The organism is Marinifilum fragile (assembly GCF_963677365.1).
GTDB classification, from domain to species: domain Bacteria; phylum Bacteroidota; class Bacteroidia; order Bacteroidales; family Marinifilaceae; genus Marinifilum; species Marinifilum fragile.
Genome location: NZ_OY781962.1, coordinates 233,705 through 246,034, shown reverse-complemented (window position 1 = coordinate 246,034; position 12,330 = coordinate 233,705). Strand labels below are relative to the sequence as shown.

Annotated in this window: 11 protein-coding genes and 1 tRNA gene; 3 read left to right on the top strand and 9 right to left on the bottom strand. The window is 35.6% G+C overall.

Annotated elements, in window-relative coordinates; translation table 11 throughout:
* Positions 1 to 24: 24 nt before the first annotated feature.
* The 4 genes from ACKPCA_RS00900 to ACKPCA_RS00885 all read right to left on the bottom strand — a co-directional run bounded on the left by ACKPCA_RS00900 (position 25) and on the right by ACKPCA_RS00885 (position 2,457).
* Complete coding sequence (locus ACKPCA_RS00900) at positions 25 to 627, bottom strand: phosphopantothenoylcysteine decarboxylase (protein WP_321282606.1); 603 nt, start codon at positions 625 to 627, stop codon at positions 25 to 27.
* Positions 628 to 671: 44 nt separating this feature from the next.
* Complete coding sequence (locus tag ACKPCA_RS00895) at positions 672 to 1,229, bottom strand: flavoprotein (protein WP_245625938.1); 558 nt, start codon at positions 1,227 to 1,229, stop codon at positions 672 to 674.
* A 65-nt stretch (positions 1,230 to 1,294) separates the two neighbouring features.
* Entirely contained in the window at positions 1,295 to 1,630 is a 336-nt protein-coding gene (locus tag ACKPCA_RS00890; protein WP_054721395.1) for a DNA-directed RNA polymerase subunit omega, read from the bottom strand.
* A gap of 23 nt (positions 1,631 to 1,653) precedes the next feature.
* Entirely contained in the window at positions 1,654 to 2,457 is an 804-nt protein-coding gene (locus tag ACKPCA_RS00885; protein WP_054721393.1) for an outer membrane protein assembly factor BamD, read from the bottom strand.
* A gap of 168 nt (positions 2,458 to 2,625) precedes the next feature.
* Here ACKPCA_RS00885 and ACKPCA_RS00880 point away from each other — a divergent pair, with 168 nt between their 5' ends.
* A complete protein-coding gene (locus tag ACKPCA_RS00880; protein WP_321280810.1) occupies positions 2,626 to 3,876 on the top strand; it encodes an aminotransferase class I/II-fold pyridoxal phosphate-dependent enzyme in 1,251 nt (416 codons plus the stop codon).
* Between the two features lie 290 nt (positions 3,877 to 4,166).
* On the opposite strand, the gene trxB is transcribed toward ACKPCA_RS00880, so the two are convergent.
* The 4 genes from trxB to ACKPCA_RS00860 all read right to left on the bottom strand — a co-directional run bounded on the left by trxB (position 4,167) and on the right by ACKPCA_RS00860 (position 9,148).
* The gene (gene trxB, locus ACKPCA_RS00875; RefSeq protein ID WP_321280809.1) at positions 4,167 to 5,159 is read right to left on the bottom strand and encodes a thioredoxin-disulfide reductase; all 993 of its coding nucleotides are present in this window, start codon (positions 5,157 to 5,159) and stop codon (positions 4,167 to 4,169) included.
* Between the two features lie 246 nt (positions 5,160 to 5,405).
* Positions 5,406 to 7,310 (bottom strand): pyruvate carboxylase subunit B, encoded by a 1,905-nt coding sequence (locus tag ACKPCA_RS00870; protein WP_321280807.1) that lies wholly within the window; start codon positions 7,308 to 7,310, stop codon positions 5,406 to 5,408.
* Positions 7,311 to 7,361: 51 nt separating this feature from the next.
* Complete coding sequence (locus tag ACKPCA_RS00865; protein WP_054721389.1) at positions 7,362 to 7,550, bottom strand: hypothetical protein; 189 nt, start codon at positions 7,548 to 7,550, stop codon at positions 7,362 to 7,364.
* 41 nt (positions 7,551 to 7,591) lie between these two features.
* Positions 7,592 to 9,148 carry an acyl-CoA carboxylase subunit beta gene (locus ACKPCA_RS00860; RefSeq protein ID WP_054721387.1) on the bottom strand — a complete coding sequence of 519 codons (1,557 nt, stop codon included), beginning with the start codon at positions 9,146 to 9,148 and terminating at the stop codon, positions 7,592 to 7,594.
* Positions 9,149 to 10,000: 852 nt separating this feature from the next.
* Here ACKPCA_RS00860 and ACKPCA_RS00855 point away from each other — a divergent pair.
* A tRNA-Pro gene (locus tag ACKPCA_RS00855) sits at positions 10,001 to 10,075 on the top strand.
* A 212-nt stretch (positions 10,076 to 10,287) separates the two neighbouring features.
* On the opposite strand, the gene corA is transcribed toward ACKPCA_RS00855, so the two are convergent.
* A complete protein-coding gene (corA, locus tag ACKPCA_RS00850) occupies positions 10,288 to 11,358 on the bottom strand; it encodes a magnesium/cobalt transporter CorA (protein WP_321280805.1) in 1,071 nt (356 codons plus the stop codon).
* A 77-nt stretch (positions 11,359 to 11,435) separates the two neighbouring features.
* Between corA and ACKPCA_RS00845 the strand changes: the two genes are divergently transcribed.
* Positions 11,436 to 12,293, top strand: a complete 858-nt coding sequence (locus tag ACKPCA_RS00845) for a mechanosensitive ion channel family protein (protein WP_321280804.1) — start codon at positions 11,436 to 11,438, stop codon at positions 12,291 to 12,293.
* Positions 12,294 to 12,330: the final 37 nt, after the last annotated feature.

Below are 12,330 nucleotides of genomic sequence, written 5' to 3'. Positions count from 1 at the left end.
AATTATAACGAAACAGATGCCAACTTATTTCTCATAAAACTGAATTAATTCCGCCAAGATATCTTTAGCAACTTCTGCTTTAGGCTTTAATTCAAATTTTTTGGTTGAACCATTGCTGTCGATAATCGAAATTTTATTCGTATCATGCTGAAAACCTGCTCCTGAATCATTTAAAGAGTTGAGCACAATAAAATCTAAATTCTTCTTTTCCAGTTTTAATTTTGCATTAAATTCCTCATCGTTGGTTTCAAGTGCAAAACCAACAAGAAATTGATCTTTAGTTTTGATTTTTCCTAAAGATGCAGCAATATCTTTGGTAGGTGTTAGTTCGATAGAATAGTTCTCTTTTCCACGTTTCACTTTTCTATCTTCAGGATTTAGCGGAGTAAAATCGGCTACTGCTGCCGTCATAATTCCACCATTGCAATCGGGATAATTACTAATTGATGCCTGATACATCTCCTCTGCAGTAATAACATCAATTCTTTTGATATTTGGATGCTTTGTTTTTAAAGCAGTTGGCCCACTCACCAAAACGACATTTGCACCGTTCTCAGCTAGTTCTTCGGCAATGGCAAAGCCCATTTTTCCTGATGAGAAATTACCGATAAATCTAACTGGATCAATTTTCTCGTAAGTAGGGCCGGTAGTGATTAATATCTTTTTATCACTTAGCTTTTTTTTTTATCTTCCAGAAATTGACTTAATTTCTGAACAATAATTTCAGGCTCTTCCATTCTTCCTTTTCCATACAATCCACTTGCCAATTCTCCACTTGATGGCTCAATAAATGTATCGCCATATGATCTAAGAATATCCATATTACGTAGGGTTGCTGGATGTTTAAACATATCCAAATCCATAGCAGGAGCATGAACAACAGGACATTTGGCAGACAAATAAGTTGTAAGAAGTAAGTTATCACAAATGCCATGTGCCATTTTAGCCATTGTATTTGCAGTAGTAGGTGCAATCACCATCACATCCGCCCAAAGCCCCAAATCAACATGACTATTCCACGAGCCATCATCATGCTTAAAAAAATCAGACAATACCGTATTCTTAGATAAAGTAGCCATGGTTACTGGTGAGATGAACTCTTTCGCATATGGAGTCATGATCACCTTGACATTAGCCCCCTCCTTTACAAGTAAACGAACCAATGTGGCAGCTTTATATGCTGCAATACTTGCAGTAATACCTAAAATTATATTTTTATCCTTTAACATAAACTATTTCTAAAAAATAAAAAGTTCCCTTTTTATTCAAAAGGGAACTTGACCATTATTACTAATTAGTCTTCTGATTTTTGCTCTTTAGAAGGATTTCTGTAATAGATTTCTCCATTAATGAATTCCTCAACCGCAATCAATGTAGGTTTTGGTAATCTCTCATAGTATTTCGAGATTTCAATTTGTTCACGGTTTTCAAATACCTCTTCCAAGTTATCTGTATAAGAAGCAAATTCCTGCAATTTCTTATTCAGCTCACTTTTCAGCTCAACAGCAATCTGATTTGATCTTTTTGCCATGATCATTACAGATTCATAAACATTACCCACTTCTTTGCTCAATTCGTTCATATTGCGAGTAACTGTAGAACTTGCTGCATTTGTTTTTTTGTAATCCATACTGTGTAAGAATTAGATCTATTTTAATTATTTATATTAAACTTACTTAAATATGCTTCGATATTATCTAGCATTTTTTCAGCACGTTTCATGTACTTACTTTCAGGGTATTCATCAACAAATGCATAATATTCCTCTTTTGCATTGTTGTATCTTTCACGTTGTTTAGAAGGTATACTCTTAAAAGCCAACTGATGCTTTGATTCTAAAAGCATAAACATTAAATCTTCTCTGTGTGACGATCCAGGATAATCTTTAAGACTATTTTGAAGTGCAATAATTGCCGAAGGATACCTCTCTCTATCGTAATAGTTTCTTGCACTCAAATAAGACTTAAAAACCAGTTTATCCTGCATTTCATCTATATATTCGTTACACTTAGGAATCCTAGTTGAGTTTGGATATCGGTTAATATACAACTGAAATGCATCTATAGCATCCTGCGTTGGTGTCTGATCCAATCTCGGTTTTGGTGATTCCCTATAGTAACAATATGCACTCATATATAAACATTCTTCCGAATATGGACTATCAGGGAATGTTTTCAAAAAGTTTCTAAAAAAATATCCAGCACCAATGTTATCCCCTTGCCCATAAGAGCAATATGCAATGTAATAACTTATGGTTTCTGCTTTACTTGTTCCTCTGTAAATAGGAAGCAATTCTTCAAACAAAGTGGCTGCTTTTGCATAATCTTCCGAATTATAATATTCTACAGCTTTTTTGTATTTAAGAGAGTTATCGGAACTTTTCAGCAATTTTTGATACTCGCTACATCCTCCCAAAACGAAGGCGAAAAGCACGAACAGTAAGACAATTTTTCTCATAGGCCTTGCTACTATATTTTTTTGCATTTTGCAAAGATAAAGTTTTCATATGAAATATAGCACACTTTCAGGTGTATATTATACAATTCTTTATAATTTATTGCTTTGAATCCAAAAAAGATTACTTTTGCACAGTTACATAGAAAATAACTCAAAAAAGCATAAATCGTGGATATTTTTGACAAAATTAAAACCCAAAAAGGGAATATCGGACAATACGCAAAACAAGCTCATGGATATTTTGCTTTCCCTAAATTGGAAGGTGAAATTAACTCAAGAATGAAGTTTCGTGGGAAAGAGGTGTTAACATGGAGTTTGAACAACTATATTGGTTTGGCAAATCACCCGGAAATTAGAAAAGCTGACGCAGAAGCAGCTGAAAAATGGGGATTGGCATACCCAATGGGTGCTCGTATGATGTCGGGACAAACTAGTCTCCACGAAGAATTAGAATCAAAACTTGCTGAATTCGTAGGAAAACCAGATGCTTTTCTTTTGAACTTCGGTTACCAAGGTATGGTTTCAATTATCGATGCCCTTGTTGGTCGTCATGATGTAATTGTTTACGACTCTGAATCTCACGCTTGTATCATGGATGGTCTTAGACTTCACCCTGGTAAGCGTTTCGTTTATCCACACAACGATATGGATAATCTTCGTAAAGAATTAGAGCGTGCTACCAAATGGGTTGAAAAAACTGGTGGTGGTATCCTTGTTATTACTGAAGGTGTATTTGGTATGGCAGGTGACCTAGGTAAGTTGGATGAAATCTGTGCTTTGAAAGATGATTTCAATTTCCGCTTATTGGTTGATGATGCTCATGGTTTCGGTGTAATGGGTAAAAATGGTGCTGGTGCTATCGAACACTTCGGTGTTGAAGACAAAGTTGACCTTCACTTTAGTACTTTCGCTAAAGCTATGGCTGGTATCGGTGCATTCATTGCATGCGATGAAGAAGTTGGTACTTACCTAAGATACACCATGAGATCTCAAATTTTTGCGAAATCTCTTCCAATGCCTATCGTTGAAGGTTCATTGAAACGTTTAGAAATGTTGAGAACTATGCCAGAACTTCGCGAAAAGCTTTGGTCTATTACAAATACTCTTCAAACTGGTTTAAAAGAAGCAGGTTTAGATATTGGTGTAACAGAATCTCCAGTAACTCCAGTTTATCTTTCTGGTAGTGTAGCTGAAGGAACTCAGGTTACTATGGACTTAAGAGAAAATTATAACATTTTCTGTTCTATCGTAGTTTACCCAGTAATTCCAAAAGGACAGTTGTTACTTCGTTTGATTCCAACTGCAACGCACTCTCTTGAAGATGTTGAGTACACTGTTAATGCATTTAAAGATGTAGCTCAGAAATTGAAAGAAGGAAAATATAGTAAAGATAAATTTGCTGATGTATTCAAGCAGTAATCTTACTATTACTATGATATTAAAACGACATTCGAAAGGATGTCGTTTTTTTATATCAATAATATTCCTTTATACTCCTAAAGGCAAAATGCACCGCCATTAATCAGAGATAAACTTCCCCTGCAACGATGGGTTAGCATCCCCTCGACCGAGCAAGAGTCCTCCCCTAGAGCAAACGAGTGACATCCTCCCGAGCGAGGGGAAGCCTTTCCCCACAACAAGAAGTCTCAACACAATAAAAAAGCCCAACTTTTACAAGTCAGGCTTTATACTATATTTTCAAAATAAACTTACTCTCTTTCAGCTAAAAATCTCTCAGCATCCATAGCAGCCATACAACCTGAGCCTGCAGATGTAATGGCCTGACGATAATGAGGATCTTTTAAGTCTCCTGAAGCAAATACACCAGGGACATTTGTTTTGGTTGAATCTGGCTCAGTAATTACGTATCCCTGATCATCTGTCTTTAAGTAATCAGCAAATACTTTCGAGTTTGGCGTGTGACCAATCGCAACGAAGAATCCATCAATTTTGATATCTACTTCTGTTTCATCAGCCTCTCCCATTCTCTTAATAAGCTTCGCTCCTTCAACAACTCCATCACCATACAATTCCTTGGTATTGTGCTCAAATAAAACCTCAATATTCTCTGTTTTGAAAACTCGATCTTGCATTGCCTTAGAAGCTCTTAAAAATGGCTTACGAACAATTAAATATACCTTATTACACAATCCAGCAAGATAAGTAGCCTCCTCGGCAGCAGTATCTCCACCACCCACTACAGCTACATCTTTTCCTCTGTAGAAAAAGCCGTCACAGGTAGCACAAGCCGAAACACCAGAACCCATATATTTTTCTTCTGTTGGGAAGCCAAGATATTTTGCAGTAGCCCCAGTCGCCAGAATCACCGATTCAGCTTCGATTACCTTTTTCTCATCAACCACAACTTTGTGCGGATATACTGAAAAATCAACAGCTGTAACCAAGCCCCAACGACAATCTGTACCAAATCGTTCTGCCTGTTTCTTTAAATCGGCCATCATATCAGGCCCTGTAACACCTTGCGGGTAACCTGGAAAATTATCCACTTCAGTAGTAGTTGTCAACTGACCACCTGGTTGAAGACCTTCAATCACAACAGGATTTAAATTTGCCCTAGCAGCATAAATTGCCGCAGTGTAACCAGCTGGTCCCGAACCAACGATTAAACATTTAACTTTCTCGACATCACCTTCAGGGATAACAGGTGTATTTTCGCTTAGGTTCATTGATTTAAATTCCATGTATGTTTAACTATTCTGTTTCTAAATAATATTTGGACAAGCAAATCTACAAAAATATCCAGATAATTAACTGTATTCATCAATAGAAAGATTAAATCACAGAATCAATTTTATCTAATGATCTTTATTGTTCTTTTTCTCAAATTATTAAACACATTGAAATCCACCCAAAGGTTGACAAAAGGACAAAAAAATACCCCCTGAATATCTTCAGGGGGACATAAAAACTCAATAATTAAATAGTCATTAGGCTTTTGGCTCTACTACTAAAAGTAAATCTCCTTTAGCAACAGAATCGCCAGAGTCACATTTAATCTCTTTTACAATACCTTCCGCTTTAGCATCAAGATTGTTCATCATCTTCATAGCTTCAAGTACTACTAATGTATCTCCTACTTTAACTTCATCGCCAACTTTAACTTTGCATTCAACAATCATACCTGGGATTGGTGCAACAACGCTACCTGTAGCTGTTTCGTCAACAGAAGCTTCTTTTTTCTTACGACCTTTGAATTGAGGTGCCGCTGGTCCATTTGGATCATTGATTTCAACAGTAAATGTTTCACCATCAACTGTAACCTCAAGCTCACGACCATTACCTTTTCCTTTAGAAGTCAATTCTCCAGAAAGGGCTTTTCTGATTAACTCTTGCTCTTTCTCAACTTCAGCCATTGTTTTGGCTTTCACATCAGCTGGAACCTCTTCCAAACCATACTTCCATTTTAAGAAGCGTTTACCAGTTACTGGGTAAAGTGCGCATAATACTTCATCATCGATATCTTTTGCAAGATCTCCAAATTCTGCCTTAACACCTTCCATTTCTGGCTCAAGGATAGAACCTGGACGTTCAGTAATAGGCTGCTCACCTCTTGGGTAATCCTTCAATGCTTTCTTCTGAACTTCAGGATCGATTGGATGAGTAGTTTTACCATACAATCCGTAGCAAAGGTCTTTTACCTCTTTTGTAATTTGTGCATATTCTCCTTCATAAGAATCGAATAATACATTGTTCACTGTCTGTACACCAACAATCTGAGACGTAGGAGTAACCAATGGAATATTACCTAGCTGCTTACGTACTTTAGGAAGCAAACGGAATACTTCTGGAAGCTTATCCAATGCATCCATAGCCTTCAATTGGTTCACCAAGTTAGAAAGCATTCCTCCTGGAGTTTGGTGCAACAATACGTTGATATCAGTTGTAGCATACTTAGGATTGTTATCTAAGTGCTTATATTTAGGGATGTATTTCTCCATCTCTTCAGCAATTGCATTAATCTTATTAATGTCCATTCCTGAATCACGGTTAGTTCCCAATAAAGACATAATCAATGGCTCAACAGCAGCATGTGAAGTACGATATGCGTAAGGTCCGATACAAGTATCAACGATATCAACACCAGCTTCAATTGCTTTGAAAATTGCCAAGTCACCCATACCTGAAGTAAAGTGAGTATGCAAGTTAATTGGTGTATCAGTAAATTTCTTAATTTCACGTACCAAGTTATAGATATCGTAAGGTGCGATCAAACCAGCCATATCCTTAATACAGATAGAATCAACACCAAACTCGATCAAATCTTTTACTTTATTGATATAGTATTCCATGTTGTATACTTCACCACCTAAACGAGGTTGGTTCAAAGTATAACACACAACACCTTGTAAGTGTTTTTTGTTGTCTTTAATAACTTTAGCAGCAGTTTCGAAGTTTCTGAAGTCGTTCAAAGCATCGAAACAACGGAAAATATCCATACCGTTATCAATAGAACGCTGAACGAAAGCTCTTACTACATCATCAGCATAGTTACGGTATCCTACCACATTCTGCCCGCGAAGAAGCATTGAAAATGGAGTTTTAGGCATGTGCTTCTTCAATACTCTTAGACGCTCCCATGGATCTTCACCCAAGAAACGGTGCATAGTATCAAAAGTAGCTCCCCCCCAGGTTTCAACAGCGTTATAACCTGCATCATCAATCATCTCTGCAACAGGCAACATATCTTCTGTACGACCGCGAGTAGCAAATAGAGACTGGTGTCCGTCACGCAAACTTACATCATTAATTTTAATTGGATTTTCTGCCTTTGGACGGTCTTTGTCAAAGTTCAGTTCGGTCATTTGTAAGACCCCATGCTTATCGTATATCATCTTTTTATCTTTTTTTTTAATTAATACATTTTCCACAAAGGGAAAATAGAATTACGCACTTTTTAGACTTCGACCGCGAAGCTGTACAATCTTACGTTTTGACATCATCATTTTAACGCCAGTACGCGACCAAGAACCATTAATTGAATTTTCAAGCTTTAATGCTTCTGCTTTCTCTTCCTCAATGTAGTGAGCAACCGCTACAAGTACTGCTTTTTTAATCTTTTCTTCTCGTGTCATAATTATTCGGTATTAATAATTAATTTTTATCAAAGTCTTTCTTACAATGGAATATTTCCGTGCTTCTTAGCTGGTAAAACTTCAGCTTTTGTCTTCATCGCTCTCAATGCATCAACTAATCTTGCACGAGTTTCGCTAGGAAGAATTACGTCATCAATATATCCGCGCTGAGCTGCCAAGTATGGTACGTTAAATGCATCTTCGTACTCCTTAATCTTCTCATCAGTTTTAGCTTGCTTATCATCAGCAGCAGCAATTTCCTTTTTGTAAGTAGAAATCACCTCAACAGCACCTTTAGCACCCATTACTGCAATTTCAGCAGTTGGCCATGCAAATACCATATCTGCTCCCAATGGTTTAGAACACATTGCCAAATAAGCCCCACCATAATCCTTACGAGTAACAACTGTAAATTTAGGTACGGTAGCCTCAGCATAACTCCAAAGTAATTTTGCTCCATGGCGAATAATACCACCTAGCTCTTGCTGAACACCTGGAAGGTATCCTGGAACATCCACAAATGTTACCATAGGAATATTAAAAGCATCACAAGTACGAACGAAGCGAGAAATTTTATCAGAAGCATCAATATCCAAACATCCTGCCTGAATTAACGGCTGGTTTGCAATAATACCCACTGATTGGTTATCAATACGACCGAAACCGATAATTGCATTCTCTGCATAGTATTCGTGTACCTCGTAGAATTCACCTTGATCAAGAACTGATTCAATTACAGCCTTCATATCGTAAGGTGTTTTAGGATCATCAGGAATGATAGTATCCAATTCCTCACATACACGCTGAGGATCGTCGCCCATTGGCATTAGAGGAGTTTCCTCTAAATTATTATTAGGTAAGTAACTTAAAAGATCACGAATAGCTTCGATAGTTTCTTCATCTGTATCACAAGCAAAATGTGCATTACCACTTTTGGTATTGTGTGCCATAGCTCCACCAAGTTCTTCAAAAGTAGTTTCTTCACCTGTTACTGTTTTAATTACATATGGAGATGTAATAAACATGTGACTTTGCTTTTTAACCATGTATACAAAGTCAGTCATAGCTGGAGAATATACTGCTCCACCAGCACAAGGACCCATAATAGCAGAAATCTGAGGAATTACACCAGAAGCTCTTGAGTTACGCATAAATACTTCACCGTAACCTTTCAAAGCATCAACACCTTCTTCTACACGTGCTCCACCAGAATCGTTAAGCCCTACAATAGGAGCTCCTGCACTTACAGCCAAATCCATTACTTTGCAGATTTTTGCTGCGTGCATTTCACCTAAAGATCCTCCTCGAGAAGTAAAATCCTGAGAGTAAGCAAATACTGTGCGTCCATTCACTAAACCATGGCCAATAATAACTCCATCAGCAGGAATTTCTGTTGTTTCGAAGCCAAAGTTTGTACAACGGTGTTCCACAAACATATCCAATTCTCTAAAACTTCCCTCATCAAAAAGCAAGTCTATTCTCTCTCGTGCGGAAAGCTTTCCCTTTTCATGCTGCTTAGCAACACGAGCTTCACCGCCCATCATTTTAACTTCTTCTCTTTTCTTTTTTAAGAGATCTAACTTTTCAGATACCTTCATCTTTATATTTATTTTCAAGTAATTTGCTAAGAAAATCTCATGGAATTTCTATATATACTTCAATTGCTATTCAATTTTTTTAATCCTTATCCTTCTAATTGAATAATTCATCTTCACATCAATTAATAAAGTGTCAGTTTTAAACTCGACTCTTTTTAAAGAATTATTTCAATATTGATGGACGAATATAAATACTTTCATTGTAGATAAGAAACTGTTTAAAAACAGCATTCTAGCTTCGTAAACGTTTGAATATCAATCTTCATTACAATATATTACCCTTACGTATCTGTATTTCAGGATATTAATCGATTTATTTAATATCTGGAAAAAATCATCAAAAATTCGCGTAAAATATTCTAAAACATATTTAAGACCGCCAATAAAATGCCAATATCACAAGAAAGAAATTTTGATTATTCTTTTTTTCATAAAAACTATGCATTTTACCAAATGCTCTTCTGACATTTTAAGCCGATTGACAGCTAATAATTAATACAATACCAGTCAATAGGTATATTTACCCATTTTTATATAATTGCCAATAATTGTTTTTTTTTATTACATATTTAAATCTCTCAAATATGCATATTCGGCAAAAATGATTACACAATTTCTTAAATAGAGCAATTGAAAACCGATCGATGACAATCAGAAAAAATCGATTGATAAGACAAAAAATGGATTTGTAAAATTTTAAATAATACACCCCTCTTATATAAGGAATTTTTTCTTTATTAAAAACCAACTTGATTACTATGACAATGTCTATGGATGGATGAAATTGCAGAGTTAATTTATCTCATTACATTTTGTGAGTAACAATACATCAATTATATTTGTCATTCAATTCGGGGCGTAGCTCAGCCAGGTTAGAGTACACGTCTGGGGGGCGTGGGGTCGGAAGTTCGAATCTTCTCGCCCCGACTTGTAAATAAAGAGCTTTCATAAATGAAAGCTTTTTTATTATCTGGGTTTAAAGATAGATTAAACCGCTTTGCATAGCTGAGAATAAAAACAAAAAACTGCTCCAACAATTGAAGCAGCTTAATACATTTAACAGTCAAATAATTTTACGCCACAGCTCGGGAATAATCCAAAGAATATTCTTCAGACCTAGCTGTTCCAACTAAAACATACTACATCCACTTCTTCTTCTTGAACCAAACAACCATTACAATAGCCAGCAAAGTCATAATTCCCAATAAGGTATAATATCCATATTTATAATTAAGCTCTGGCATATTAGAAAAATTCATTCCATAAATACCAGCCAAGAAAGTCAGTGGGATAAAGATCGTTGCTATTAGTGTTAATAGCTTCATTACCTGATTTAATTGATTATCCTGAATCGACTGATATGATTCATTTATTGCCGATAAATTGTCCCTCAAAAAATCCAACTGATCAATTACGAATAGAATATGATCTTTAGTATCTCGAAAATACTTAACATTCTCTTCTTTAATCAAATGTAAATCATCATTCACCAGAATTGCATATGCTTCTTGTACCGGTGTTATTCCTCTTCTGGCTCTCAGCAAAACTCGCCTGTATTCCCTAATCGAACTTGGAATATCCTCATTTGAAGGGTTTGAAATTTCTTCATCCAGTTTCTCCAGTTTATCATTTCCAGTTTCAATCAACTCAAAATAATTATCAATGACCACATCTGCTAAAGCAAAAAGAAGATAATCCGCACCTTTACCTCTGATTTTTTTCGGTTGATTTCTAAGTCTAAACAATGCTGCATCAAAAATTGGTTCTTCAAAATCTACAAAAGATAAAATAAACCTATCGCCTAATATAAAATGAACAGGTACGGAACCATAAGTTAATTCATCTTTATCTGTCAAAACCATTTTTATTGTTAGGTAATAGTAATTCTCAAAAACTTCAAATTTAGGTCTTAGGGAATTATTTAAAATATCTTCCAAAACCAAATCGTGTATATTGAATTGTTTACCTAGATTTTCCAAAGCAGGAATATCAATTCCTTTTAAGTTTATCCAAGTAACATGCTCACTTGATGGTTTTGGAAATTCAATATTGGAGAGATCACTTACAAATTCCTCCAATTGAATTCTATTCTCATTATATTTTACAAGCTGAATTGATGCATTACTAACTCGCTGCTTTCCTACATGAATAAGCGTACCTGGAGACATTCCTCTTTTTGTGGAATTTCTTTTTACTTTTTTATTTCCCATCATCCAAACAGTTGTATTTTATACTATATTTAATTTTATTTCTAACAGTTAAATTTACTCAATATTACTTATTTCAGATGGCTGCAGTTGAAAGTATTTTAAAGGATTTAGGCATAGGCTATAAAGTATTGTTTGTAATCTTTGCCATTCTTATTGGATTCATTGCTTCTAAAGTGATTCGCTTTTTTATGCATCGCATGGTTCTAAGGTCTGCGAAAAAATTAAATGCCGATCCTACAAATTACAACTTTTTAAAAAATGCGGTAAGTTTTCTAATATTCATTTTGGTTATCATCATTGTATTTTATTCGATTCCTGAATTAAAAAGTATTGGTGTTAGCTTGTTAGCCAGTGCAGGTATACTTGCTGCAATTGTAGGTTTTGCTTCGCAGCAAGCTTTTTCAAATATCGTTAGTGGTATCTTTGTTGTCATTTTTAAACCATTTAGAGTTGGTGATTACATAAAGGTTGGAGACCTACATTTTGGAACAGTTGAAGACATAACACTAAGACATACTGTCATCAAAAATCCGGAAAACAGACGAGTAATTATCCCAAATTCTGTAATCAGTTCCGAAACCATTCTTAATTCCTCAATTGCTGATCCAAAAGTATGTGCATTTGTTGAAATTGGAATAAGTTATTTTTCATCTATAGATAATGCCATTTCAATTATGCGATCGGAGGCCGAAAAACATCCAAATCTTATAGATAACAGATCAGAAGTAGAAATTGAAGAAGGGGTGGAAAAAGTAATAGTTCGTGTTATTCAGTTAACGGATTCCAGTGTCCTCTTAAGAGCATATGTTTGGGCCGAGAATACTGGAAAAGCATTTGTAATGAAATGTGATTTACTAAAATCCATTAAAGAAAGTTTTGATAAAAACAACATCGAAATCCCTTTCCCACATCAAACAGTCTACCTAAGAAAGTAGCTTGCAAAATAGTATCAAATTATATGATATCAGGGTA